Annotated in this window: 20 protein-coding genes; 5 read left to right on the top strand and 15 right to left on the bottom strand. The window is 66.7% G+C overall.

Going from position 1 to position 25,762, the window contains the following annotated elements; all coding sequences use genetic code 11:
* Window positions 1-9: 9 nt before the first annotated feature.
* Window positions 10-2,457, top strand: a complete 2,448-nt coding sequence (locus CFB46_RS25195; protein WP_152777784.1) for a glycoside hydrolase family 2 protein — start codon at window positions 10-12, stop codon at window positions 2,455-2,457.
* A 41-nt stretch (window positions 2,458-2,498) separates the two neighbouring features.
* Here CFB46_RS25195 and CFB46_RS25190 read toward each other — a convergent pair whose 3' ends face one another.
* A complete protein-coding gene (locus tag CFB46_RS25190; RefSeq protein ID WP_034185283.1) occupies window positions 2,499-3,890 on the bottom strand; it encodes a sigma-54 dependent transcriptional regulator in 1,392 nt (463 codons plus the stop codon).
* 657 nt (window positions 3,891-4,547) lie between these two features.
* Entirely contained in the window at window positions 4,548-4,940 is a 393-nt protein-coding gene (locus CFB46_RS25180; RefSeq protein ID WP_089501647.1) for a hypothetical protein, read from the bottom strand.
* Between the two features lie 249 nt (window positions 4,941-5,189).
* Here CFB46_RS25180 and CFB46_RS25175 point away from each other — a divergent pair, with 249 nt between their 5' ends.
* On the top strand, window positions 5,190-5,768 hold the full coding sequence (locus CFB46_RS25175) for a drug:proton antiporter (RefSeq protein ID WP_027782865.1): 579 nt from the start codon (window positions 5,190-5,192) through the stop codon (window positions 5,766-5,768).
* The gene (locus tag CFB46_RS25170; RefSeq protein ID WP_089501646.1) at window positions 5,765-7,330 is read left to right on the top strand and encodes a mannose-1-phosphate guanylyltransferase/mannose-6-phosphate isomerase; all 1,566 of its coding nucleotides are present in this window, start codon (window positions 5,765-5,767) and stop codon (window positions 7,328-7,330) included. The genes CFB46_RS25175 and CFB46_RS25170 overlap by 4 nt, the downstream gene beginning before the upstream one ends.
* A 24-nt stretch (window positions 7,331-7,354) precedes the next feature.
* Here the strand turns inward: CFB46_RS25170 and CFB46_RS25165 are convergent, their stop codons facing one another.
* The 13 genes from CFB46_RS25165 to CFB46_RS25105 form a co-directional block, all read right to left on the bottom strand.
* Complete coding sequence (locus tag CFB46_RS25165) at window positions 7,355-8,644, bottom strand: hypothetical protein (RefSeq protein ID WP_152777782.1); 1,290 nt, start codon at window positions 8,642-8,644, stop codon at window positions 7,355-7,357.
* A 99-nt stretch (window positions 8,645-8,743) separates the two neighbouring features.
* Window positions 8,744-9,958: a glycosyltransferase gene (locus CFB46_RS25160; protein ID WP_089501644.1), complete on the bottom strand. Its 1,215-nt coding sequence runs from the start codon at window positions 9,956-9,958 to the stop codon at window positions 8,744-8,746.
* 159 nt (window positions 9,959-10,117) lie between these two features.
* Window positions 10,118-11,302 carry an acyltransferase family protein gene (locus CFB46_RS25155; protein WP_089501643.1) on the bottom strand — a complete coding sequence of 395 codons (1,185 nt, stop codon included), beginning with the start codon at window positions 11,300-11,302 and terminating at the stop codon, window positions 10,118-10,120.
* A gap of 111 nt (window positions 11,303-11,413) precedes the next feature.
* The gene (locus CFB46_RS25150) at window positions 11,414-13,225 is read right to left on the bottom strand and encodes an alpha/beta hydrolase (RefSeq protein ID WP_089501642.1); all 1,812 of its coding nucleotides are present in this window, start codon (window positions 13,223-13,225) and stop codon (window positions 11,414-11,416) included.
* A 199-nt stretch (window positions 13,226-13,424) separates the two neighbouring features.
* Window positions 13,425-14,633: a glycosyltransferase gene (locus tag CFB46_RS25145; RefSeq protein WP_143751662.1), complete on the bottom strand. Its 1,209-nt coding sequence runs from the start codon at window positions 14,631-14,633 to the stop codon at window positions 13,425-13,427.
* 88 nt (window positions 14,634-14,721) lie between these two features.
* On the bottom strand, window positions 14,722-15,960 hold the full coding sequence (locus CFB46_RS25140) for a hypothetical protein (protein ID WP_089501640.1): 1,239 nt from the start codon (window positions 15,958-15,960) through the stop codon (window positions 14,722-14,724).
* Entirely contained in the window at window positions 15,957-17,390 is a 1,434-nt protein-coding gene (locus CFB46_RS25135; protein ID WP_152777780.1) for a DUF6418 domain-containing protein, read from the bottom strand. The genes CFB46_RS25140 and CFB46_RS25135 overlap by 4 nt, the downstream gene beginning before the upstream one ends.
* A gap of 11 nt (window positions 17,391-17,401) precedes the next feature.
* A complete protein-coding gene (locus tag CFB46_RS25130) occupies window positions 17,402-18,583 on the bottom strand; it encodes a glycosyltransferase (RefSeq protein WP_089501639.1) in 1,182 nt (393 codons plus the stop codon).
* A 42-nt stretch (window positions 18,584-18,625) separates the two neighbouring features.
* Window positions 18,626-20,848, bottom strand: a complete 2,223-nt coding sequence (locus CFB46_RS25125) for a GNVR domain-containing protein (protein WP_227789638.1) — start codon at window positions 20,846-20,848, stop codon at window positions 18,626-18,628.
* Between the two features lie 228 nt (window positions 20,849-21,076).
* Complete coding sequence (gmhB, locus tag CFB46_RS25120) at window positions 21,077-21,649, bottom strand: D-glycero-beta-D-manno-heptose 1,7-bisphosphate 7-phosphatase (RefSeq protein ID WP_089501637.1); 573 nt, start codon at window positions 21,647-21,649, stop codon at window positions 21,077-21,079.
* The gene (locus CFB46_RS25115; RefSeq protein ID WP_152777778.1) at window positions 21,639-22,370 is read right to left on the bottom strand and encodes a nucleotidyltransferase family protein; all 732 of its coding nucleotides are present in this window, start codon (window positions 22,368-22,370) and stop codon (window positions 21,639-21,641) included. Before CFB46_RS25115 ends, gmhB begins: the two co-directional genes overlap by 11 nt.
* Complete coding sequence (locus CFB46_RS25110; RefSeq protein WP_089501635.1) at window positions 22,367-22,948, bottom strand: D-sedoheptulose-7-phosphate isomerase; 582 nt, start codon at window positions 22,946-22,948, stop codon at window positions 22,367-22,369. The genes CFB46_RS25115 and CFB46_RS25110 overlap by 4 nt, the downstream gene beginning before the upstream one ends.
* Window positions 22,945-23,991 carry a GHMP family kinase ATP-binding protein gene (locus CFB46_RS25105; protein WP_027782853.1) on the bottom strand — a complete coding sequence of 349 codons (1,047 nt, stop codon included), beginning with the start codon at window positions 23,989-23,991 and terminating at the stop codon, window positions 22,945-22,947. The genes CFB46_RS25110 and CFB46_RS25105 overlap by 4 nt, the downstream gene beginning before the upstream one ends.
* A gap of 107 nt (window positions 23,992-24,098) precedes the next feature.
* On the opposite strand from CFB46_RS25105, the gene CFB46_RS35520 reads away from it, so the two are divergent.
* Together CFB46_RS35520 and CFB46_RS25100 are read left to right on the top strand one after the other, a co-directional pair.
* Complete coding sequence (locus tag CFB46_RS35520; RefSeq protein WP_143751661.1) at window positions 24,099-24,446, top strand: hypothetical protein; 348 nt, start codon at window positions 24,099-24,101, stop codon at window positions 24,444-24,446.
* 50 nt (window positions 24,447-24,496) lie between these two features.
* The gene (locus CFB46_RS25100) at window positions 24,497-25,618 is read left to right on the top strand and encodes a polysaccharide biosynthesis/export family protein (protein WP_227789641.1); all 1,122 of its coding nucleotides are present in this window, start codon (window positions 24,497-24,499) and stop codon (window positions 25,616-25,618) included.
* Window positions 25,619-25,762 lie beyond the last annotated feature (144 nt).

Genomic DNA, 25,762 nt, shown 5'->3' with positions numbered 1-25,762 from the left:
GCGTGGTCGATGCTGGCGACGGCCGCGGGCGCCGTGCGCGATCCGCGCGAGCTCCCGGCCGACCACGACGGCTGGATCGCGGCGCCGGTGCCCGGCACGGTCGCGCAGGCGCTCGCACTGGCCGGCCGGCTCGACGAAGCCGCGTCGCTCGACGAGCGCGACCACTGGTACCGGCTCGAGCTGCGCGGGCGCGGGCCGCGCATCCTGCGCTTTCACGGCCTCGCGACGCTCGCCCACGCATGGCTCGACGACACGCCGATCCACCGCTCGGACAGCATGTTCGTCGCGCACGACGTGCCCGTGTCGCTCGACGGCACGCACCGGCTGACCGTCTGTTTCCGCGCGCTCGCGCCGCACCTGCGCGACGCGCACGCGCCGCGCCGTGCGCGCTGGCGCACGCGGCTCGCCGAACCGGCCGCGCTGCGCACGATCCGCACGTCGCTGTTCGGCCACATGCCGGGCTGGTTTCCGCCGTATGTGCCCACCGGCCCGTGGCGGCCCGTCGACGTGCTCGATCCGGCCGACGGCCCCGTTCTGGCCGATTGCAAACTGCAGGCACGTATCGAAGGCGACACCGGCTGGCTCGACGCGGAACTGACGTTCGCCGCGCCGCTGCCCGATGCGCTCGCGGCTCGGCTGTCGTGCGGCGAGCATCACGCGACGCTCGAACGTGCCGGCGCCGACCAACTGCGCGCAAGCGTTGCGATACCGAACGTGCGTCGCTGGTGGCCGCATACGCACGGCGAACCGGCGCTCTACGAGATCGCGCTGCATATCGGCGCAGCGCGCCGGCCGCTCGGCTCGACGGGTTTCCGCACGATCGAGATCGATGCCGGCGCCGACGGCAAAGGGTTCGGGCTGCGCATCAACGGCGTGCCGGTGTTCGCGCGCGGCGCATGCTGGAGCAGCGCCGCACCGCTCGCACTGCACGCGGACGACGCGACCTACGGCCGCCTGCTCGGGCTCGCGCGCGACGCCGGCTTCAACATGATCCGCGTCGGCGGCACGATGACTTACGAGGCCGACGCATTCCACGCATGGTGCGACCGGCTCGGGCTGCTGGTCTGGCAGGACTTCGGTTTCGCGAACTTCGACTACGCGCTCGACGATCCCGCGTTCGCGGCCAACGTCGATCGCGAAGCGAGCCAGTTTCTCTCGCGTCACGGCGCGTCGCCGTCGCTTGCGGTGCTGTGCGGCGGCAGCGAGATCGCGCAGCAGGCCGCGATGTCGGGACTCGGGCCGAAACAGCGCTTCCTCGAGCTGACGGCCGACCGGCTGGCCGGCCACGCAACCGCGCACCGTCCCGATGTCCCGTACGTGCCCGATTCGCCCGACGGCGGCGTGCTGCCGTTCACGCCGCGCGAACGCGTGTCGCACTACTACGGTGTCGGCGCGTACCTGCGTCCGCTCGACGACGCGCGCCGCGCGGACGTGCGCTTCGCGAGCGAATGCCTCGCGTTCGCGAACGTGCCGTGCGATGCGACGCTCGCGGAGCTCGGCTCGCCCGGCGTGCACGAACCGCGCTGGAAGGCGGCCGTCCCGCGCGACCCCGGCACGTCGTGGGATTTCGACGATATCCGCGACCACTATCTGCAAACGCTGTACGACGTCGCGTCCGACCGGCTGCGACGCGAGGATCCGGCGCGCTACTTCGAGCTGTCACGTGCGGTGATCGCGGACGTGATGCGCGAGACGTTTTCCGAATGGCGACGCACCGGTTCGCGTTGCGCCGGCGCGCTCGTGTGGCAGTTCCAGGACGTGATGCCGGGCGCCGGATGGGGCGTGATCGACGCCGCGCACCGCCCGAAATCGGCATGGTATGCGCTGCGCCAGGTACTGCAGCCGATCCAGGTGCTGCTCGTGGACGAAGGCCTGAACGGGCTCGACGTGCACGTGGTCAACGAGCGCCCGGCGCCGCTGTCGGCCGCGATCGAGCTGGTCGCGCTGCGCGACGGCCGCACGCCGGTCGCACGGGCCGGCTGCCCGGTGCGGATCGCCGCGCACGACACGGTGCGACTCGGCTCGGCCGAGTTGCTCGGCCGCTTCTTCGACTGGACCTACGCGTACCGCTTCGGCCCCTGCGAACACGATACCGTCGTCGCGACGCTGCGCGCCGACGACGGCACGCTGCTGTCGCAGGCGTTCCATTTCCCGTCCCGTACGCATCCGGCCGTGCTGGCGCGTCGCGAACCGGGAATCGAGGCGTGCGTATCGCGCACCGGCGCGACCTGGCACGTCGACATCGACACGCGGCATGTCGCACGCCACGTGCAGATCGACGCACCGGGTTTCATGCCGAGTGACGACTGGTTCCATCTCGCGCCCGGCACGCCGGCGCGCGTCGCGCTCATTCCATTGCGAATCGACGGGAAGCCGGCTGACGACGATGCGCCGCCCGCTGTGGAAATCCGGGCCGTGAACGCCGCGCGCGCGGTGCGGGCCACCCAGGCCGGCTGACGCGACGCTCGCGGCGGCCGCGAGCGTCGGGTTGCCGCGTATCAGTCGGACGAGCCCGTTCCGCGCGGCCGCTCGATACCGTACGCCTCCATCCAGCGATACAGCGTCGCGCGCGACACGCCGAGTTCGCGCGCGGAAGCGGCGACGCGCCCGCGCGTGCGCAGCAACGCGGTTTCGATCGCCTCGCGCTCGATCGACTTGCGGATGTCGGCCACCGACGGCGACGCCGCGTCGAGGCAGTATTCGAGCTCCAGATCCCGCGCGGTGATCAGGCGTCCTTCCGTCATCACGACCGCACGGCGCACGCGATTGATCAATTCGCGGACATTGCCCGGCCAGTCGTGCTTGTAGAGCGCCGTGATCGCATCCGTCGAGAACCCGCGCACGCGATGGCGCGCATCGCCGCGGAAGCGTTCGAGCATGTGGTGCGCGAGTAGTTCGATGTCCTTGCCGCGCGCGCGCAACGGCGGCTGGTCGATGCGCATCACGCACAGACGGTGAAACAGGTCGGCGCGAAAACGCCCTTCCTCCATCGCATCGCGCAGATCGACGTGCGTCGCCGACACGATCCGGACATCGACCGGAACCGGATCGCTGCCGCCAAGACGATGAATCGAGCGTTCCTGCAGAAACCGCAGCAGGCTCGCCTGGCTTTCGTGTGGCAGATCGCCGATTTCGTCGAGCAGCAGCGTGCCGCCGTTCGCGGCCTCGACGTAGCCGATCTTGCGCGCATTCGCGCCGGTAAACGCGCCGCGCTCGTAGCCGAACAGTTCGGATTGCAGCAGATGTGGCGGAATCGCGCCGCAGTTGACCGCGACGAACGGGCCGTTGCGCCGCTCCGAATGACGATGGATCGCGACGGCCGTGAGTTCCTTACCGGTTCCCGTTTCGCCGAACACGAACACCGGTGCGTCGGTGCGCGCGAAACGCCGCACCGTATCGAACAGCCGCAGCATCGCGCTGCAGGTGCCGACGATGCCTTTTTCCTCCGATTCGAGCTGTTCGCGATCGCGGGCGAACAGGCACTCCATGCCGTAGGCATGGCCGACCGTATCGGCGATCCGCTGGTGCGACGCCGGCAGCGTGACGTAGTCGAAGCAGTAGTCGCGCAACAGCGCGCGCACGTTCGGTGACGCGGTCTGGCCGGCGTCCACGAGCGCCACCCAGACGACGTCGCGCATCGACGCACAGGTCGACGCGATGCTGCCGATCGCATCGGCGTGGCCGCCGCTCAAATCGAGAATGCCGCAGGTAATTTCGCCGGACGTGTCGCGCAGCTCGTTCGCATGCGCGACGACCGACACTTTCCAGTCGCGGCGCGACAATTCCTTTCGCAGCATCACGGACGGCGACTGCGTCCAGTAAATCAGCGGACGCTGCCCGTTACCGCTCCCCGCGCCGGCGCTCTTATCGCGCGTTATTGGCATATTCATAACGAACCATCACTCTCTGCACTCCGCGAACCGTTCGCGTGCGCTGCGGCCGGCGGCGCATGGCCGCCTTTCCGCGCTGCGTTTCCGCAGCCTTGGCGAAGATCGAAACTGCACACGGCGAGAACCCCCGGAGGTCGAGCCGGATGTCATCCGGCCTCGTTGTCATCGAACTCGAACGGAATGCGCGACTGCAGGAGCCGTGACATTCCGGCTTTGATGCGACCCGCCGTCAGGCGGGGCACGCCGGCAAACGAAAACGCCGTCCGCATGTGCGTCGCGTCGTACACGACAGTCGCGCCCGATGCTGAACCGGAAGGCCGCCAAACCGCGCCGGGATTGGCGACCCCATTTCATCCGCACCTGAATTTACACCCCGTTTCGAGTTGGCCTTGTTACCAAAAGATAAACGTGAATCAGTCGGTTACGCTGCCCGTGGCCCGGCGCTGCGCGCTTTTGACCACTGAGATTTGATTATCTCTGACCATTCCCGTCAATCAGTGGCAAATACTACTTTTCCGCAAGATTGATCCTGTCGATTGCCCGCGGTTTCCATCGAAATCCCCAAAAAAGCCAAGTACCGTGCGCCACGGACCACATAATCGCGTGCGCCGCCGGGTCGCCGCATCGCATCGCGCCGGCGCGCGGGCCGCCCGGCCGTTACACGTCGTAATCACCGGCTTCACGCCGCGCGGCCCCTTTTTCGGCGAATTCCCGCCGAACCGGCTCGGATTCCGGGCGCCGGCCGCACGAGTCGTGCGGTGCAGCATGATGGCCGTCCTTGCACGATCCGCCAAGCGGACGCACCGGCCGATCACCACGGCGGTGCAAGCGCGCGAGCGTCAGCGTACCGATGCGGGTGAGCACGCCGTGCGGGCGGGCAGGATCGACGGGATGCCGAGAGATCACGTCGTCCGGCCCGCACCACGCGATCGACGGCGAACCTGTGCCCGGCACTGTCGTGCGCGGCCGGCCGTCGTCGTAGGCGATCGCACTGCCCGGTCCCGTCTCCCGGCGCCGCGTTTGCGTGCGATGTCTGCCGGCCCGCTTCATTGCAGCCGCCACGATGAATCCATTATGAAAAAGCACCGGCCCCGACGGTGTGTGCTACCGCACATTGCGGCGCTCCCGCGGCGCGCGCATCGCCTGGTATCCCGCGTCGCGCATGCGAATCCGGAGTGTGAGTACGCTTTCGAACAGACCGCTGCACCACGCATCCGGATGATGAAGATCGCCGCGCCGCACGGATCGATCGCATCCGTGCGATGCGGCATGCCGAAGGCATCACGCGAGGACAGCATCATGGAATGGCATTGTTGTGAATTCGAACATCTGAGCGCCGTCGATCTCTATGCAATCCTGCGCGCCCGCAACGCCGTGCTGGTGGTCGAGGACGCACACACGCATCTCGACATCGACGGCAAGGACGCCGGCGCGCTGCACGTCTATGCGAGCGTGCGCGACGGCGACACCACGGAAGTCGCGGCCTACGCGCGCATCCTGCCCGGCGACGACATCGATCCCGACGTGGTGATCGACAAGGTGCTGACGAGCGAAAGCTGCCGCGACGACGACACGCTCGAACGCTTGATCGGGCGCGCGCTCACCGCCGCGCAGGCCGCATGGCCGGACACCGCCGTGCGCACGCACGTGCCTGCGCCACGTCAGGCGTTCTACAAACAGTTCGGATTCCGCAAGGCCTACGGACCGTATCTCGAACAGGGCGCGCCGTACGTCGGCCTGATACGGTCGGCCGACCGTGCGGCCGGCGCGCTGCGGCATCTGCTGTCGCGTGCCGTTTCGGTCTCGCGCAACGACGACGCGCGCGCCGACGGCCGCGCTCGCCCCCTGCTACCCGCCGATACCGGAGCGAACCGATGACCCGCACCCTTCGTCCGGTTCCCGAACCCGATCTGCCGAGCATCCTGCCGGTGATTCTCGCCGGCGGCTCCGGCACGCGGCTGTGGCCGCTGTCGCGCGAGCAGTATCCGAAGCAACTGATCGAACTGGTATCGAACGAATCGCCGCTGTCGGCGACGGCGCGCCGCCTGAACGGTATCGCGAACGCGTCGCTCGGCGACACGCTGCTGCTCGTATGCGGCGAACAGCATCGCTTCATGAGCGCCGAGCAGGTGCACGGCCGCTCGGCGCCCGCCCGCATCCTGCTGGAGCCGGCCGCGCGCAACACAGCGCCCGCGCTGACGCTTGCCGCGCTCGACGCGAGCGCGCTCGCGGACGATCCCGTGCTCGCGGTGATGCCGGCCGATCACGTGATCGTCGACGTCGGCGCGTTCCAGGACGCGATCGCACGCGCGGCGCGCTATGCGCAGGAAGGCGCGATCGTCACGCTCGGCGTGCTGCCGCGCCGCGCGGAGACGGGCTACGGCTACATCCAGGTCGGCGAGCCGCGTTCGGGCCGCCACGGCAGCCAGGGCGGCTATGCGATCGGGCGTTTCGTCGAGAAACCCGATGCGACGCTCGCCGAACGCTATCTGCAATCGGGCGATTACTGGTGGAACAGCGGGATCTTCGTCACGCGCGCATCGGTCTGGCTGAAGGCGATCGGCACGCTCGCGCCGGACATCCACGCAACCTGCGAAAGCGCGTGGCGCGCGGGCGTCGCCGACGATCCGTTCTTCCGGATCGATGCGGCGGCCTTCGACGCGTGCCCGTCGGATTCGATCGACTATGCGGTGATGGAGCGCCTGGCGGAACACGGCGAGCTCGGCATCGAAGGCATCGTGGTGCCGCTCGCCGCCGGCTGGTCGGACGTCGGTACGTGGGATGCGATCTGGGAAATCATGCCGAAGGACGATCACGGCAACGTCGCGCGCGGCCCGATTGTGTTCGAGGATACGCAGGACAGCCTCGTGCGCTCGGAAGGCCGCCTCATCGCATGCGTCGGGATGAAGGACGTCGTCGTGATCGAGACGGCCGATGCGGTGCTGGTGGCGAACAAGCACGACGTGCAGCGCGTGAAGAACATCGTCGAGCGCCTGAAGACCGACCGGCGCCCGCAGGCGAGCGAGCACCGCAAGGTGCAGCGGCCGTGGGGCCATTACGATTCGATCGATCTCGGCGCACGCTTCCAGGTGAAGCGGATCGTCGTCGAACCCGGCAAGCGGCTGTCGCTGCAGATGCACTACCACCGCGCCGAACACTGGATCGTCGTGCGCGGCACCGCGAAGGTGACGCGCGGCGCCGAGACGTTCCTGCTGTGCGAGAACGAATCGACGTATATCGCCGTCGGCGAAGTACATCGCCTCGAGAATCCCGGCCGGATTCCACTCGAAATCATCGAGGTGCAATCGGGCGACTATCTCGGCGAGGACGATATCGTCCGCTTCGACGATCAGTATGGGCGGCCGACGTGCGCACCGCCCGAACCGGCTACACAGAAGGCGGTCGTGCTTGCCGCACCGTCGACGGGCGACGCGTGCTGACCGCACGGGCATTGCGCCCGCACGTCAGCGCACGACGATCGCTGTCGACACGACGTTCTGGATGAACGGTTTGCCGACCGCCTTGATGAAGTAGGTGCCGGCCCGGGCGCCCGGCAGCGGAATGCTCGTCGTATCCGTCGGATAGCGGCCGGCCAGCGTGAACGATCCGTCGGCGAGCCGCTCGTACAGCTCGAGATGGTCGACGGTCTCCGGATGGGTGATCCTGACGGTCACGCTCGCGCCCACGGGCTGCGCATCGATTGCGGTGCAACTTGCGATGCCGGTTTCGAGCGCACTGCCTTCTTCGTAGTCGTTCCAGGTGATCAGTTGAACGAACGGCAATTGTTGCCGCACGCTGTAGCGCTCGTTGATGCTCCTGAACGTGTCCAGCCAGGTCCGACCGCACGACGGCGCAAGAAAGCGCGGCGCCGCGGCGCCCCACGACGCCTTCGTATCGTCGAAGCCGCTCCACACGCCGCCGACCACGATCGTCCCGGGCGGCTGATTCCGTGCGATGTCGTAAAAGCGCTCGCGATACTGCAGGTCGCGCCGTATGCCGACCGCTCGCGGGGTGACCCACGACGACGGCTGCGCCCACACGTACGCGCCCTTGCTGTACGGAAGATCGAAGCCCTGCGTCAACGTATGAATCCAGTAGATGTCGGGGTACGCCGCGTGAATCCGTGCCCAGTCGGCCTTACCGACCGCATCCATACCGAACTCGGACACGACCGGATGACCTTCGTAGCGCAGATACTGGCTCGACGTGAAGTATTCGCGGCTGATGTACGCGAGGTTGTGCAGGATCGTTCCGGTCAGGTCGCAGCCACGGCACGCATTGAACTTGAAGGAGCCGCTGTCGATCATGATCGAGAACGTCATCCCGGGAAACTTCGCCAGTTCGGGCAGCGATGCCCGCCACGCGGTGTCGACGAAATGGCCCGCGCCGTACCAGTCGACGATCACGCCGTCGATCCCTCGCGACCGCATGTCGGCGAAGGTGCGAAACGCCTGGCGGGGATCGTCGGATCGATAGCCGACGTTCACGCCGCGCAGGTCGGGGCCCCACCACGGAAGGTAGTGCGCCAGCACCTGCGTCGTGCTGCCCGGGTACAGCAACGTATGCACGTCGATTTTCGATATCGACGACGTGCCGGCGAGCAGCCCGTTCGACGATCCCTTGAAATCGCGGCTGCAGGACGTATTGGCCGGCGCGAGCGTCGCCACCCGCTCGCCGCCCTGGCAATACCCGTCGACGGCCGACAACGCCAGTGCGCCAAGCGCGACCGCCACGATGCGTCGCAATGCCCGCATAACGCTCCTCTTGCTCAAGTATCGCGGCCGCGGGATGAACGCACGGCCGGTATGGAGACTAGCCGAACTCGCCCAGGTCGGCGAATCCGCCGCGCGCCACTAATCGCCCCGCTGTCCGCCGATTCCCATCCACGACGCAAGCTGCGCCGCATAGCGCGACAACGTGTAGGCCGAACAATCGTAGTGCCGATCGGCGATGTGCAGGTGACGCCCCAATTCGTCGAGCGCGCTCGTCAGGCCGGCCACCGAATTCCGGTACAGGATCTTGTTGCCGATCTCGCTGCCGAACGTCGACAGGCTGCCGATCTCGTGCGCGAGCACCGGCAGCCCCAGCGTGGCCGCCTCGACCAGCACGAGCGGCGCGTTTTCGGCCCACACGGACGGCAGCACCAGCGCATCGTGCGCGCGCAGTGCATGAAACAGCTCGCCGTGGCCGAGTCGCCCGGCGAAACGCAACCGGCCGGCCTGAACCAGATCCCGGTGGCGCGTTTCGAGCTCCGCGCGCAGTGTGCCGTCGCCGTACAGCGTCAGGCTGCCGATACGGCGGAACGCCGTCTGGCGCGCCAGCTCGACGAACTCGTGAATGCCCTTCTCCGCATCGAGCCGCCCCACGTATGCGAGATCGAACTGCTCGCGATCGCATACGCGCGGCGGGAACGGTTCCGCCAGCGTGCTCACCGGATTCGGCAGCAGTGCGGTGCGCGTGATGCCTCGCTGCGCCAGCGCCGTGCGCATGTACGGGCTCGGGCACAGGAACAGGTCGAATACGTCGCGCGGATTGCAATACGCGTACACCGCGTGCCAATGCAGTTTCTTCACGGTGTCGTACAGCCGCCCGCGCGGGCTCGCCAGTGCGAACAAGCGCGCGGGATTCGACAGCGCATCGACCGGAACCGGCACCGGATGCCCGTTGCGATAGGCGAGCAGGTTCGGGTTGTAGAACACCAAATGGTAGTCGTGGCACGTGAGATACGTGCGGAATCCCTGCTCGCGGCGGCGCCGCGCGAGTACCGGCAGAATCGATTGCGTCAGCAGATTGTGATAGTTGTGCACGAGCACGCGATGCGGACGCACGTCGTCGAGCAACGTCGCCAGTGCGCCCGCCGCGGCGCGGTTCCAGCCGCGCGTGAACGCGCCCTTGCCCGCCGGGAAGTTCGTCTCGTCGAACGAGTACACGTCCACGTCCGGGATATTGCGCAGCACCTCGATGGATGTCTGGTAGACCTCCTCCGCGCCAGCCTTGCGCGCGTAGTCGTTCACGACGACGACGCGCGTCGCTTCCGCGCGGGAGCCGATTCGCGATACCCCGTTCAATTCGGTATCCCGAACGTGTGTCGAACCATCCGGCATCGCGGCATGCCGCCGCCATCGTCATGCACCACCGTACTCGTCAGCATCGCCTGCGCTCCGTATCGTCCATTCCATTCGTATCGGCAACACGGGATCGCCGTTTCCAAGCCGTTCCAGGCCGTTTCATCCGTCCGCGCGCCATCCATTGCGTACCGGGTCCGGCGTCGCATCGACCGACCGATTGCCGGCCGGCAGATCACCGCGCTGCCGCGATGCGGTCAGGCGATGCGCGAGCCGCACACAGGGCGCCTCGCAATACCGGTAGCTCAGGTACGACAACGCAATCAAAGGCACGACCGGAACGATCATGTAGACGCCCAGCGGCCACCCGGTCCATCGGTAGTGTTCGCACAGCCAGTAGAACCCGAACAGCGGGATCGCGTGAAACAGGTAAATCGAGTAGCTGACCTCGCCCAGCTTCGCCATCGCGCGCGCACGGACTTTCAATACCGTCGCCATCGCCACGAAGATCGCAATGCCGGCTACATAGGCCAGCGACGATGGCAGATGATCGACGTTGTGATGCCGCCAGTCGTTGGCCGCGCCAACGAGCGCCACGCCGACGATCATCGCCGTCAGCAGACCCGCCACGGACCGGTACGTCAGCGTGATGCCGCCGTGTTCGCCGCGCCGCCATCTCACCCGCAGCGTATCGAGCGGCCGGTCGTAGGCCTGACGAAAACATGCGCCCCAGAACATGATCGCGAGGTGGTACGGCATGGCCTTGTACTGGCCCAACGTGTCGTCGGGAAAGACGTGCAGCGCGACGGTAATCACGAACACCGCGCACAACCCGATGCAGGCGAGCGACAGGTCACGCAGCCGGTGCAGCCCGCCCCACCAGAACAGCACGAGGCAAAGCCCGTAGAAATACAGTTCCGTTTCGAGCGTCCAGTAATGCCCCATGACGGGCTCCTGCCCGAACGCCGTCGGAATCATCGTCGCATTGGCGATCAGCAGCGCCGCGCTCACCGGTTTGCCGAACAACGTCGAGAAGACGACGCAGCCGATCGGAATGGACAGCCAGAACGCCGGATACAACCGCAGGAAACGACGGATCAGGAAGCGCCGCGTACCCGCTCGGGTCGGGCCGCGCAAACTGACCGGAATCAGCAGGCCGCTGATGCAAAAAAAAACCACCACGCCGATCCGTCCGAAATTGACGGAGCGCTGCAGCGTGTCGAGCCATTGCTGAGCGCCCGCCAGCGCGACGAACCGCTCGGCATAGTGCGTCCAGATGACGAGCAGGACCCCGACGGCGCGCATCGCATCGATATGGTCCAGACGTCCGGCGTGTTCGGAAGGCATCGTCAGGGTCGCGTGGTGGTCGGCGGTGTCGTCAGAGAACAGACAAGTTACCGTATCATCGCGCCGGTGCGCCGACTGTGCGACACGTGACACAGCCCGGCCCGGACCGAATCACGCCCTCGACTCCGTGTTGATGATCGTCGCCGCCGTCGCGCGACGCGATTCGAGTCCCTTGACGAACTCGCTGCACAGCCCGACCACCTCGTCGACGGCATGCGAACCGAACACGCTGTGATCGAGATCGTCGAGTACGACGGCGCGCGCCCCCGCGAATCGCGACATGCGTTTTCCGCGCGGGCCGAAATACATCGTCACCAGATCGAGGCTGCTGTCGTATGCGCCGCAGACGAACAACGTGCTCACCTCATTGCGTTGCAGCGTACGCAGGATTTCATGCGGATCGGCCAGCGCCGTCTCCGCGCAGGACCAGCGTGTGATCCGGCGTCGCCATGCGCCGATGCGCACGGCCAGCGCCGTCGTCGAACGCGTCAGCACGAGGTGGACGAACGGCATGATCTTTCGATCGCCGCTCAGTACCTGCTTCCATTTCTTCAGCTCGAAGAACGACGACCGGTAGCCCGCCATCGAATTGGGGCGATGCTCGCGCAGCGCGTCGGTCGAGATGTCGTCGGGCATATGGAAGCACTGCAGGTTCACCGATATGACGCCCGACAGTGCGCGTCCCGCGAGCGCCGCACGCAATGCGCTGTACGCGCCCGAGCAGATGCCGAACGACACGACCTGCCGATACCCCTGCTCCTTCAACCAGTGGGCTGCCGTCGCGACGTCCTCGACGAGGGCGCTTGAATAGACCGGCTGGCGCGCATCGTGCGGCGCGCTGCAGCCCTGCACCGGCGAACTGTCGCCGATTCCCCGTCCGTCGAATCGCAGCGATGCGATGCCGCGGCGCGCGAGCTCGCGGGCGATCCGCACCGACAGCCGGCTGTCGCCGACGTGCGGACTGGCCGATGTGTTCGTGATCAGCAGCACCGGCCCCCGGTCGTGTCTCTCGCCCGGCGTGCACAGGATGCCGAACAGACGGCCGGACGCCCCGAATCGAACCGGCTGCTCGCATGCTTCCGGTGTGCGCAGCATCAGGTCGGGATCCCAGTCCATTTTCTGCACGGTGCGCGACGACGGTTGCTGTCGGCCATCGGTGGCCGCGATCCAGTCGGCGACGGCGTCGAACACGCGCGTCGGCAAGCTGGAGAACGCCGTTTCCTGCATGAATGCCGCATAGCCTTCGAACGGCCGTTGTTCGACTTTGCTGCCTAGCGCTTCGAGCCGCGTGCGCAGCGGTTCGGTGCCGCCGACGCTCATGTCGACGATCAGCGTTCGCGATGCCGGCGCACCTGTGCGGTCGGTCAACGCGTCGATCGCGTCGAATGCATTGAGCCGCGTACGGAACGCAGCACTGTAGACCTGCCCGAGCACGTTGAGCGGCGCGTCTTTCGGCTGGGCCGCGCGCAGCGGCGCCGGCAACTGGTCGAGCCAGATATTGCGCATGATCGACAGCTCGCGCACGTAGCTGCGCCCGCTTGCCACCGGCGCCAGCAACACGAGCTGATCGACGTCGCCGCGGTTCGCCGCAAGCAACGCGAAAGCCGCGCCCAGCCGCAGGCCGCACAGCGTCACGCGGGTCACGCCGGTTTCCTCGCGCAATCGCGCGATGGCCGCGCACACGTCGTCGACCGCCGTTTCGAACTGGTCGTTCGCGCCATCGGCACCGGCGGAGTCGCCGGTGCCGCGGTAATCGAAACGCAGCACCGGCATCCCGCGCGCGGACAGGCGATCCGCCAGATTCCGCATGCCGCCGTGACTCCAGACGGATTCGTGTCCGTAAGCGTTGCACAGGACGACGCCCCGCGTCTCGTCGCCCGGATGCAGCCATCCGAACCGTCCGCCAAATATGATCGGTCTCATTTTCTATTAGGTATCGGTGAAAAATGGGTACGACGCCCTTCGGCCCGACTGCTGAATCGATCGGCCGCAGGACGGCAAGTCGCCCGCGCCAGCCTTCCCCTTTCAGGTATCCATGCCGCACATGCAAGGTCCTGCAGCCGGCCGGCCGCGAGCCGTTCGGATCACACCATCGAGGCTCTCCTCTTCGTTGCGGCGCCCGTCACGACGGGCTGCCTGCCGGCGGCGCGATGAGCTCGCGCCACCGACGATCGAATACCGGCGTGCTGAAATGCCGCTCGCAGTACGCGGCGAAGCGCGTGGCCGCCGCCACGACGCGATCCATATCCGCGGCCGGATCGGCGACGAACCGCTCCAGTCTCGAGTCGCTCATCGCAAGCGCGTCGTCGTGGAATCCAAGCCCCTCGAAGGCCACTTCGTTGCCGACCGGCACGCAACCGTACGAAACCGCCTCCAGCACCTTCGATTTGATGCCGCCGCGCAGAAATGCAGGACACAACGCGATCGAGCACCCGGTGTAGACATCCGCCTGCGTCGGCGCGAACCCGGCGAACTCGACGTTCGGAACGGGCGCGTACCGGCCGGCCATGCGCCCGTAGATCACCAGCGGCGTGGCCGGCCGAATACGCGCCCACAACGCGACCAGGAATTCGATCGCGAGCCGGTTCTGCAACTGCCGGTCCGAACCGATGAAGACGAACCGGAACGGCGCCGCCGGACGCCGCATCGGCACCAGCGCATGCATCGGCGGCGCGATCACGTGCGTCTTCACGGCCTCGTCGTTCGTGAGGGAGCGCCGCAGCGACTGCGCGTCCTCCGTCGAGACGAGCGTAACGGCATGCGACGAGTCGATCGCCGCGCGCTCCTGCCGTTTCAGCGCGAATGCTTCATAGCCGAGGAATGCGTTGCGGACCAGCCTCGCATTGACGAGCCGGACGAACGGCCCCGGAATCGACTTCTCCAGATACCCGGCCGACAACGGAAAATCCTGCTCGCGCAGGATGTTCGCGCGGCGCGACATGAGATCGTCGAAATCCACGACGATCCGGCAGCCGGGCACGCTGCGCCGCACCAGGATCGCGTAATCGACGAGCCGGATGCCGTCGAAATAGATCACGTCCGGCTTGATCGCCTCGACGGCGCGCAGCAGCGCCGTGCGCTTGCGCGGATGCGAAAACATCGCCACCTGAAGCGCGCACGGCGCGCCGCGCAGCACGCTCCATCCGACCCGCACCGCCGCGCCGATCTTCGCGCGCCAGCCGCCGTCCTCGAACACCGAGCGGATCTTGAATTCGGAAACGTCCATCTGGTCGCCGATTGCCTTCCGGATGAAGCTCAGCGTGCGCTCCCGTCCGTTCGATACGTCTTGCGGAATGTCCCGCGTCATCACCATCAGCACCCGGTTTTTCACGAGCGACCTCCCCAACGATCCGAAACCTTCCCGATTCCATGTTCCGCCGGCTCATGCCGGCGCGGCGAACAACCGCCCGCACACCGGCTCATGGCCGCTCCCGGGCGAACGCGAGATTCCCGAGCACCACGCACCAGAACACGACGAGCGATACCGCAATGCCCGTCGAAGGCGCGTACATCACCAGCGTGCGCGGCATGACGAACGGCGCGGCGACGATCGCCGCGACGATCAGCACCTGCTTGATCATGATGAGCCGGTAGCGCCGCACGGCCAGGAGCCACGTGCTCAGCCCCGCATCGACGAACGTGGCGATCGCGCAGCCGGTCGCGTAGATCATGACCGGCACGCCCTGCACGAACGCGGGCCCGTAGATCATCAGGAACACCTTGCGGCCGACAACGTAGCTGCCGACCCACGCGACACAGCCGACGAGGCCGAGATACAGGCCGAGCTTCAATGCCTTGGCGCGCACGAGCGGCTCGGTCCGCGCGGAAAAGACCATGCTCGGCGCCAACGCCAGCGCCAGCGTCGTGCCGACCGAGTTCCACTGTTCGACCAGCGACGCCGCCGACGCATAGATGCCGAGATCGGCCTTGGACACCAGCACGCCGAGCAGCAGCCGGTCCATGCGCAGGACCAGCACGCTGGCCGCAATGGCCGGCCAGATCCGCAGCCCGCGCACGACCAGCGCTTTCGTGACGGCCGCGCTGCCGCGAAACGATTTCGGCGACTTCAACGCCAGCTCGCGATAGCGGCTGAACGGCGCCGCGGCCGCCACGCAAGCCTCGAGCGGCCATGCGAACGCGGCGACGACCACGCCCAGCGACGCGTGTGCCGCGACGTACAGCCACAGCACGCGCACGCAGCTGGCGTACGCCCGCGCCCGCGTGATCACCCACGGCTTCGATTCGGCGTAGGCCATCAGCGAACCGAGGGCGATCGGCTCGACGATCAACGCAAAGGCCGCGATCAACGTGAGCTCGGAGACACTCGACGGCCGCATCACGATCACCACGATCCCCATGAACAGCAGCATGACGGCCAGCGTCAACGTGAGCCGCAGGCGGAACGCGCGGTAGACGACCATGTGCCGCAGGCGCGGGTGCTTGCCGAGGATCGGCTGGATCACCTGTGCGCCGAAAATCAGCGCGACGCTGCCGATCACGTAGGCCAGCGACAACGCGAACTGCAGCTCGCCGAACAGCCGCGCGCCGTAGATGTTCGCAAACAGGTGATTGCTCGCGATCGCCGCGAGCGCCCCGATGATCTTTTCGCACACCACGCCCGCGAACGACGAAAACAGAAGCCTGACGAACGCGTTCAAGATGTCCCCGTCCGCGTCGCATCGGCATGCACGCGCCGCGCGTCGATGCAATGCCACCAGATCAGCGCGATCGCCAGGTAGAACAGCGTGCGCGCGCCGAACAATGTCCAGTAATCGCCCTGCTGCATCGCATAGGTCGCGTAGGCAAAGATCTTCGTGGTCAGCCACAGCATCACGACCCCGCCGCGCATCGCGACCAGGATCAGCACCGCGCTCGCGCCGCCGTAGATCGCGCCCGTCAGCGCAATGAAGAGCGCGCCGCCCGCGTAGCCGAACCAGTAGACCGGCACCGCCATGTTGCCCATCGTGAACGTCACGTCGTCGAACACGTAGGCCTTCAGGATCTCCGGCGTGCCGTACGACAGCATCAGGTCGCGCAGCCCGCTCACCGGCGCATCGCTGAAGAACGTCGGCTCGGTGAACGAGCCCAGCGAACCAATGAAGCGCGCAAACGCCGCCATGCCCCCGAACGTCGGTGCGCTGAACAGGTGTGCGTCCGCGTCCACCACGTACCACGCCTGCCCCTGTTCGAGAAACCGCGATACCACCGTTTCCGCGACGTCGAGCCCCTGCCCGCGGTACGCATAGAACACCGACACGCTGCCGATCACGAGCGCGATGGCCGAGCCGATTCCCAGGTAGCGCATCACCGGCTTGCCGTTCATTGCATGGATCGCGATGAACGGGATCAGGACGGTCAGGCATACGTGCAGCACGGCCATGAACTGCTCGCCGTGCAACGCCTCGAGCACCAGATCGACCACGATCAGGCACACGGATGTGCAGCGCACGGCCCGCTTCGAACTCGTGCAGAAGGTGCCGAGCAGCACCGCGACGAACGTCTGGTTGTTCAGGAACAGGTTGAACAGCGTGCTGTTCGACGCGTCGTTGCGCAGCGCGTAGCGGTTCACGCCGTTCAGCACCGCGAAGCCGCCCGTCAGGCCGGCCAGCACGCCCGTCGCGAGGATCGCGCCGACCAGCCCCAGCCCGAGCGCCACGCTGACCGGCAGAAGCGTCATCCGCGCGCGGATAGGCGGATGGCCGGCGCGCACGTTCAGCAGTCGGTCGAACGTGAACAACGCGCACGCGACGAAAATGACGTAGAACGACAGCAGCCGGCTGAACGCGCCGTTCGCGACGCCGAAGATGTCCGTTTCCCGCAGGAATCCGCCGGACTCGATCCCCACGCCGGCAACGAACGCGGTCAGTCCGATCACCAGTGTGTACAGCACCGACACGGCGAACACCGGGCGCGCGACGATCAGCGCGATCACGCCCGCGACCGCCGCCAGCAACGTGCAGGTCGCGCTCGGCTCCATCGCACCGAGCGCCGGCAGCATCGCATTGACGCTCAACGCGAGCACGAGCAGCGTCGGCACGGTCACGCCCGTAAGCGCCGCGGCTCGGCCGCCGGCGTGAATCGTTCGCATCGTCGCCTCTTTCACACGTCCGCCCGGCCGGCGCGCGGCCGGTCATGCACGGCTCGCTCCAGCGCATCGTGCAGTTGCGCGCTGACGGCGCCGGACGAAAAGCGCCGTGCGTTCGCCCGCCCTGCGCTCACCAGAGCGGCGCGCAGCGACGGGTCGCCGGCGACCCGTTCGATCTGCCGGCCCCATTCGGCGGCATCCATCGCATCGGCGACGGCCACGAACGACTCGCCCATCGTGTAGCGGTACACCGGCAAATCGGACGCGACGACCGGCACGCCGACGAACTGCGCCTCGATCACCGTGCGACCGAAGCCTTCGTGCAACGTCGGCGAGACATACAGATCCGATGCCTGGAAAAAGTAGCCGAGATCCTCGTCACCGACGTTCTCGACGAAATGGGCGGCGAAGCCCGACTGCGCGGCAATGCCGCGGCATTCGTCGCGGTTCGCCTGGGTGTGTGCGCTGCCTACCCGCAGCACCATCACGTCCTTGCGTCCAAGCGACGCCAGCGCGCGAAACAGCGTCGCATTGTTCTTGCGCGTTTCGTCCGAGCCGACGTTCAGCACCACCAGCGCGTCGCCGACGTCGATACCGAAGCGCGCAAGCAGCATCGCGCGCGCCCGTTCTCGCACCGCGGCGTCGATCGGCGCATAGCGGTCGTCGAACGCATTGGGAACGACCTGGATCCGGTCGGCGCGGATGCGCAGCTCCGCCAGCGCCTCCTGCGCGGTCACGTCCGACGGCGCGAGCACCGCGTCCGCGGTCGCGATCAGCGACTGCGTCAATCGCATGTACGCATTCTTCAACTGCTCGACGACGCCGCGCACCTGCCCCGGACGCTGCACGTGATGCAGCACGATGCCGACGCGGCCGCCCGCCCACCGGATCGGCGGAATCATGAAGGCCAGGTCTTCCTGGTACAGCATCACGAAGTGTCCGGCGCGCGCCGCCGCGATCGCACGCAGCGGATACAGCACGAACTGCGTCCAGTAGCGCAGGAACGAACGCGGCTCGGCCGGAATGTCGACCGCCTTCACGTCGAATCCCGCCATTGCCGGGATGAAATCGATACATTTGAGGCTGTATCGCATGACGCCGTTCCAGCTCACCGGACGCGGGCCGAGAAACCACACGACCCGCACCGCGGGCGACTCGCGCCGCAGTCCGTCATTGCCCGCCATCGAATCACTCATGCGTCGCACTCCTCGCCCGATTGCATCGACTTCCCCGAGCGGTCAGGCGCGCGCCGCGGCGAAACCCGCGCCGATCCGGCGAACGCCGTGCAACGGCGACGGCTCGAAGCCGTTGAACACCAGCCCGTCGATGCGCACACCGATCTTGCGCAGGCCGTCGAGCGCGTCCGCCATGCCGGCCGAGTTCGCCGAACCCTGGCGCACCACCAACAGCGTCATGTCGGCCACGCGCGACAAGGCCGCGATGTCGGCCACCGGCAGCGCGGACGGCGCATCCACGATGACCATGTCGTAGCCGCTGCGCAACGACACGACCAGCTTGTCGAGACGCGCGACGTCGAAGAGGTTGCGCGCGGACGCGCGCTGGGTGCCGGCGGACAGCGCATCGAGCTTCCCGGCCACGCGCGTGATCGCCTCGTCGGCCGGCAGCGCGCCCTTCAGCACGTCGGACAGGCCCGGCGTCGCGGCGACCGGCAGATAGCGATGCAGTGCCGGCGCGCGCACGTTCGCATCGACGATCACCGTCTTGAGCCCCTTCTCGGCGAACAGGTACGCGAGGTTGGCGGCGATCATCGACTTGCCCTGGGCGGGCGCCGCGGACGACACGAGCACGACCTTCGCGTCGCCGCCATAGGCCGCCAGCCGGTGTCGCAACGTCAGCGCCAGGCTGTCCATCGCATCGGCCAGCGGCTCGTCGGCCGGCTCCTGCGTCGCGATGAAGGCCGGCGTGCGGTTCGCATCCGCATCGGCCTGGCGGCGCGAATTCGGCAGAATGCCGAGCATCGGGATGCCGAACGCCGCTTCCAGCTCATGCGGATCGCGAATGCGGCCGGACAGCAATGCACGACCCTGCGCCGCGAGAAACCCGAGCATCAGCCCGATCACCGCGCCGGCCAGGATCGCGATCAGGCGCTTCGGCCGGATCGGCTTGTCGCTCACGATCGCCTTGTCGACGATCGACGCGTTGCCGACCGTTCCGGCTTCCGCGATCTGCAACTGCTGCGTATTGTTCAGCAATCCGACATAGAGCTGGTTGTTGACCTCGACGTCGCGCGCGAGACGCAAGTACGTCTGCTGCTGCGACGGCAGGCGCGCGGCCTTGTCCTTCAACACGGCGGCCTGCTTGTCGAGTTCCTTCAGCTTGTTGGCTGCCGCAACGACCTGCGGCTGCCCCGGTACGTATTTCGACAGCAGATCCTGATACTCGAGCCGGGTTTCGAGCCGCGACTTGTCGACGAGCGCCAGTTGCTCGACCAGCAGTCGGATATCGCCCTGTGCGTCGATCGAACCCTGCTGATTGCGGAACGTGTTCAGCGCCTGCTCGGCCTGTTGCAGCCGGGCCTTGACGAGCGGCATCTGCGCGTTGAGGAACGTGAGGCTGCGCTCGGCATCGTCGGCGCGGCGTCTCGCGTTGAAGTTCAGGTAGCCCGCGGCGATCGCATTGAGCATGCGCGCGGCAAAGACGGGATCGGCATCCTCGAAACTCAGTTGCATGATGCCCGACTGGCGCTTCGTCTCGGTCACGCCGAGTTTCTTCAGAATCGCTTCGAGACGCACGTCGGTGGCGACGCGCCGCACGCGGAATTGAGCGCCGGGGCGCGCGACGATCCGTGCCACGTCCACGCGATAGCCGTCGCTCGCGCTCGGCACGCCGACCACCCCGCTCAGCACCACCTGGCCGCCGCGGTCCGTCAACCGGAATCGGTTGCCGTCGAGATAATCGAACGTCAGCGCCTTGCCGATCTGCGCGTCCGGCACCTCGAACGTCCTGAACTCCAGACGCTCGCCGCCCCATGCCCACGACGACATCCCGAGCGGCGCGTCGACGAGGCCGTTCGCGTCTTTCGGCAGGAACGAACCGATCAGCCCGCCGACGATCGGAAACCGGTTCTCGACCGACACCTCGGCCTGTGCGGCCGTCGCATTCATCGCTTCCAGAACGACCGAGCGCGAACGGACGATGTCGATTTCGCCGACCACCGCCGAATTCTGGATATCGAGCGCCTTGGAGATCGACGACAGCGACCCCAGTGCGCTGGCCTTGTTCTCCTCGATCTGGATCAGCGTGTCGGCCGAATACACGGGCGTTGCCGCGATCGCATAGACGATCGCCAGCAACAGGCAGGCGGCGAGCACGGCCGCGAACAGGCGCCCGTTGTCGAGCACGTTCTCCAGCAAATCGATCGGCGACAACCGCGTCGCATGTCCGGCGGCCTGTTTCGGTTCGTTCTGATGCCCGGTCAATGCAGGTCGGTCCATCTTCATGCTGAACTCCAGAATGGAAGATCCGGCTGGCTTCGCCGCTTTACGCGCGTTGTGATTCACGTTCATGTCTTTGAAAATCCGGCTGGAAACCCTTCGGTGCCGCCCCGGCGCGCGCTGCGTCGGGAGCCTGGATGCCCCGCGCGTGCCCGACCGGCGCAACGGCCGGCAAGCCGTTGTCGAGTCCTCGTTCGTTTCATCTCGGCGTGCAGTCGTCGAGGCCGCTGCCCGCTACACACCCGCCGCGACGATTCCCGTGCGTTGCAGCGCCGCACCGATGTCGGACAGCCGCGCGACGACGTCGGCCGCCGGATCGGCCGGCGCATGGCCCGCCCGGTCGCCCACGAACAGGAAACGACGCCCGACGCCGGCGCGCGCACCGGCATCGAGATCGGACGGCTTGTCGCCGACCAGGATCGACGCGGCCAGTTCGAGGTCGAGATCGCGCCGCGCGTCGTGCAGCATCCCGGGCTGCGGCTTCCGGCATGCACATGCCTGCCGGTAGCGGCCCATCCCGGCCACCGGGTGATGCGGGCAAAAATAGACGCGGTCGATTCTTGCGCCACGCTCGTCGAATCTGCGGCACATCCAGTCCATGAATACGGTGAACTGCAACTCCGAAAAATATCCGCGGCCGATGCCGGCCTGATTCGTCACGACGACCACCTGGTAACCGCTCGCATTGGCCAGCCGCACGAGATCGAAGATGCCGTCGACGAACACGCAGTCCTGCTGCCGGTGGACGTAGCCGTAGTCGATGTTGATCACGCCGTCGCGATCCAGGAACAGGGCTTTACGCTTCACTGGTTCCGGTCTCCAGCATCGGCGGAATCACGGTCTGCGCGCGCCGGTAGTCCGCCGGCACGCCGATGTCGATGAACGACGTGACTGCGGGGAATACGCGGATGTCGAGCGTGTCGACCCGTTCGGCGAGGAAATCCTGCTCGAACGAAAACTTCGTCGGCAGCGTGAAGCCGAGCAACTTGCTCGCGTTGACCACATACGTGCCCGCATTGATGTAGCCCCGCGCCGGGCGTTTCTCGCGGAATGCCGACAGCCGGTGCGACGTCGCATCGAATTCGAGCGTGCCGTAGCGCGACGCATCGTCGACGCACGTCGCCGCCACGACGAGATCGGGACGCGTCGCGTGATGAAACGCTGACAACGCGCGCAGATCCAGGTTCGACAACGTATCGCCGTTCATCACGATCATGTCGCGCGCGCCGTGAGCCTTCAGCGCGTGAACGATCGCGCCGCCGGTACCGAGCGGCTCGTCTTCCTCGATCACGGAAATCGCGATGCCGAAGCGGCGCGACGTCACGAACGACTTGATCGGCCCGCTGCCGTAGCCGAGCGACAGCACGACTTCCGTCACGCCCTGCTGCTGCAGCCCTCGCAGCATCCAGCCCAGAAACGGCTCGCCGTCGATCGACGCGAGCGCCTTCGGCAGCGCGTCGCCCAACACCGGGCGCAGCCGCGTACCGAGGCCGCCGGCAAGGATCAGGCAGGGCAGCATCGCGTTCATGCAAAGATCCGCTCTTCGACGATGCCGCAAACGATGTGGCCGCACACGAGATGCCCTTCCTGGATCTTCGGCGTCGACGCGGACGGAATCTCGATGCAGATGTCGGCACGCCTGCGCATCTCGGCGGCGCCCGGGCCGTTTCCCGTGAAGCCGACGGAAAACATGCCGGCCGTCCTGGCGACTTCCAGTGCGCGGAGAATGTTCGGCGAACGCCCCGACGTCGAATACGCCCAGAAGATGTCGCCGGGGCGTCCGGTCGCCTGAAGCTGGCGCTCGAACAGCTTCTCGTAACCGTAGTCGTTGCCGATCGCGGTCATGACCGAGCTGTCCACGGTCAGCGCAAACGCCGCAAGCCCAGGCCGGTCGAAGTTGAAACGGCTGACGAATTCGCCGGCGATGTGCTGGGCGTCCGCGGCGCTGCCGCCGTTGCCCGCGAGCAGAATCTTGTTGCCGGTTCGCAGCGCTTCCGTCACGCGTTCGGCCACCTGTTCGATCCGCGCCAGTTGCTCACGGTCGGATACGAGCGCCGTCAGCACCGACAGCGTCTGGCGAATTTCGCTCTCCACTCCGATCGTCATTGATTCTTTCTCCACGACTGCGCACCGATGTCGGTGAACGTACAGTTGAGCACCTGGCCATTGATCCCCTTGTACGCGTCCAGCGCGCGCATCACGGCCGACCGTTCGACCGGATCGACGAAGAACATCATGAAGCCGCCGCCGCCCGCGCCGGACACCTTGCCGGCCCTCGCGCCGGCCCGGACCGCGACCCGGTACAGATCGTCAATCATCGAGTTCGAGATGTTCTTCGCCATCCGCTTCTTCGATTCCCACGCGTCGCGCATCGACGCGGCAAACGCATCGAAATCGGCGCGCAGCACGGCTTCCTTCATGCGTACGGCTTCGTCCTTGACCTCGTGCAACGCGGCCAGCGAATCGACGACGCCCTCCGTCACGTTGCTGCTCTGTTCCTTGATGATATTGGCCGACTCGCGCGATACGCCGGTGTAATACAGCACGAGCGACGCCTCCATCTCGGCCTTGATTTCCTGCTTGATCCGCAGCGGATTGACGATCACGCGATCGCCGTAGAACTCCATGAAGTTCAGTCCGCCGAACGTCGCCGCGTATTGATCCTGCTTGCCGCCGGCGAGCCCGAGATCCTCTCGCTCGATGTTGTGCGCGAGGTGCGCGATGTCGTATTCGCCGAGCGGCAGCGACAGCAGTTCGCAAAACGCCCTGACCAGCGCGACGACGATCGTCGACGACGAGCCGAGCCCGGATCCCGGCGGCGCTTCGGAGCATGTCGTGATCGTGACGGCCAACGGATGACCGCCATGAAAATCCCGCACGATCCGGTTGTAGACGCCGACATGCAGCCCGAGCCCGTTCTGCACCTCGAGCACCGGCGACACCGCACCGATCCAGCGCGTATCCGTATCCGCCGCTACCAGTTCGACCTTCGCGTCGTCGCGCGGCGCGATCGACGCATACGCGAACTTCTCGATCGTGACATTGAGCGCCAGACCGCCGAACCGGTCCGAATAAGGCGGCACGTCGGTTCCGCCGCCGCCCAGACCCAACCGCAAAGGCGCCCTGGAACGGGCAATGAAGCGTGTCATGAAATCTCTCGCAGACAGTGAGTCGGACGCCGGCACGATGCCGTTCGCGCCTCCGCACATTCGGTCGCGAATGCACGACCATGTTCGTTGGCGCCACTATGCGATAGATGTCCGGCACGCTGCGTGCGATGGCTTACATTAAGCCGCCACCGCTCGATCCAGGCGTTCAACCTGCGTTACGCTTTGTTCGCGATCGGCACGGCGACGTGCGAACCGGCGTCGAAATCGCCGTCACGTCCCCGCCGCGCATGACGACTTCCTTCCGTCATTGGCAATGTTTGACAATCGATGCCGGGAGCCGCCTCGCCGTGAACGACGCGCGGATCGCCGTGCGCCCGAATGCTGCCCGCGCGTGTCGTCACGATGTGCAGAACGAAGCGAAAGGCGCGACACGCACCTTCGATTCGATCCGGATAACGTATCAATCGATTAAACGATGCTGGACACAAAAATGAAAATCGCTCAACCGCTGGACTCCGTGGCGCCGGGCCACCCTCGCACCACCATGCACCGCATGTGCATGGCGTTCTCGTTCGCGACCATCGCGACGCTGTCCGCCTGCACGGTGCCCGGGCAGCACATGAGTTCGACCGCGTTGCCGGTCACGACCGCCGACAACGGCGACGTCACCAGCGACATGCAAGTGCCGGTCAAGCAGATCGACTTGACGCAGATCGAGCAGATCCGCGCCGCACAGAAACGTGCGCCCGGTGCGACCATTGCGCCGAGCCTGTTCGCGAAGTCGGACATGTACAGGATCGGCGCCGGCGACGTGCTGCAGATCACGGTATGGGATCACCCCGAGTTCGCGACGGCCGCCGGGCAACCGGTGCAGAACACGAAGGCCGCGGACGCCGCGCCCGGCTTCGTCGTCGACGGCAACGGCAACGTGCAGTTTCCGTATGTCCCGCGGCCGATCCACGCGGTCGGGAAAACCGTCGCGCAGCTCCAGCACGAGGTCAGGACCGAACTCGCCAAGGTATTCGTCAAGCCGCAGGTCACGGTTCGCGTCGCGTCGTTCCGCGCCACGCAGGTCTACGTCGACGGCGAGGTGCGTAATCCGGGTGCACAACCGATCAACGACATTCCGATGACGCTGATCGAAGCCGTCAGCCGCGCGGGCGGCTTTGCGCCGACTGCGGATCAGAGCCGCGTCACGCTCACCCGCAACGGCACGATCTATCCGCTGAACGTCGCGCAGATGATGAAGACGGGCAAAAACCCGGCGGACATCATGCTGAGGCCCGGCGACATGCTGCACGTGAGCGCGCGCGACGACAATCCCGTGTACGTGATGGGCGAAGTGGTCAGGCCGCAAGCCGTCGCGCCGCTGCGCGACGGCTCGCTCACGCTGAGCGAAGCGCTCACGCAGGCCGGTCAGCTCAACCAGCAAACGTCGAACGCCAAGCAGGTGTTCGTGCTGCGCAAGGCCGCCGACAGCGCGCCCGTCATCTATCACCTCGACATGCAGTCGCCGGTGTCGATGCTGCTCGCGAACCAGTTCCCGCTCGCGTCGAAGGATGTCGTGTATGTCGACAACACCGGGCTGGTCCGCGCAAGCCGCGTGCTGAACCTGCTGCTGCCGGCGATCAGCGCGGGGTTGACCGGCGCACTCGTCACGAAGTAGCCAGGCCGGCCGCACGCGGGGAGCGGAGGCGCAGGACGCTCCCTCCCCGCGTTCGATGCGCACGCAACGAGTCGATCCCCATCCTGACGAATTACCCCGCAAGACCGCCTGCTCCCAAGTACTTCTTACCCGCCTTACCTCCCG

The sequence above is a fragment of the Burkholderia sp. HI2761 genome (assembly GCF_002223355.1).
Classification (GTDB): domain Bacteria; phylum Pseudomonadota; class Gammaproteobacteria; order Burkholderiales; family Burkholderiaceae; genus Burkholderia.
This window is presented reverse-complemented; position numbering and strand designations above follow the sequence as displayed.

What these genes read in the sequence shown, in the direction of transcription:
- CFB46_RS25195 (WP_152777784.1), top strand. Translation starts at nt 10, where the DNA reads ATGCTGGCGACGGCCGCGGGCGCCGTGCGCGATCCGCGCGAGCTCCCG.
- CFB46_RS25150 (WP_089501642.1), bottom strand. Translation starts at nt 13,225, where the DNA reads ATGAGACCGATCATATTTGGCGGACGGTTCGGATGGCTGCATCCGGGC.
- CFB46_RS25125 (WP_227789638.1), bottom strand. Translation starts at nt 20,848, where the DNA reads ATGAAGATGGACCGACCTGCATTGACCGGGCATCAGAACGAACCGAAA.
- CFB46_RS25100 (WP_227789641.1), top strand. Translation starts at nt 24,497, where the DNA reads ATGCACCGCATGTGCATGGCGTTCTCGTTCGCGACCATCGCGACGCTG.
- CFB46_RS25115 (WP_152777778.1), bottom strand. Translation starts at nt 22,370, where the DNA reads ATGAACGCGATGCTGCCCTGCCTGATCCTTGCCGGCGGCCTCGGTACG.
- CFB46_RS25165 (WP_152777782.1), bottom strand. Translation starts at nt 8,644, where the DNA reads ATGCGGGCATTGCGACGCATCGTGGCGGTCGCGCTTGGCGCACTGGCG.
- CFB46_RS25180 (WP_089501647.1), bottom strand. Translation starts at nt 4,940, where the DNA reads ATGAAGCGGGCCGGCAGACATCGCACGCAAACGCGGCGCCGGGAGACG.
- CFB46_RS25105 (WP_027782853.1), bottom strand. Translation starts at nt 23,991, where the DNA reads ATGACACGCTTCATTGCCCGTTCCAGGGCGCCTTTGCGGTTGGGTCTG.
- CFB46_RS25190 (WP_034185283.1), bottom strand. Translation starts at nt 3,890, where the DNA reads ATGAATATGCCAATAACGCGCGATAAGAGCGCCGGCGCGGGGAGCGGT.
- CFB46_RS25170 (WP_089501646.1), top strand. Translation starts at nt 5,765, where the DNA reads ATGACCCGCACCCTTCGTCCGGTTCCCGAACCCGATCTGCCGAGCATC.
- CFB46_RS25155 (WP_089501643.1), bottom strand. Translation starts at nt 11,302, where the DNA reads ATGCCTTCCGAACACGCCGGACGTCTGGACCATATCGATGCGATGCGC.
- CFB46_RS25110 (WP_089501635.1), bottom strand. Translation starts at nt 22,948, where the DNA reads ATGACGATCGGAGTGGAGAGCGAAATTCGCCAGACGCTGTCGGTGCTG.
- CFB46_RS25135 (WP_152777780.1), bottom strand. Translation starts at nt 17,390, where the DNA reads ATGCGAACGATTCACGCCGGCGGCCGAGCCGCGGCGCTTACGGGCGTG.
- CFB46_RS25130 (WP_089501639.1), bottom strand. Translation starts at nt 18,583, where the DNA reads ATGAGTGATTCGATGGCGGGCAATGACGGACTGCGGCGCGAGTCGCCC.
- CFB46_RS35520 (WP_143751661.1), top strand. Translation starts at nt 24,099, where the DNA reads ATGTCCGGCACGCTGCGTGCGATGGCTTACATTAAGCCGCCACCGCTC.
- CFB46_RS25175 (WP_027782865.1), top strand. Translation starts at nt 5,190, where the DNA reads ATGGAATGGCATTGTTGTGAATTCGAACATCTGAGCGCCGTCGATCTC.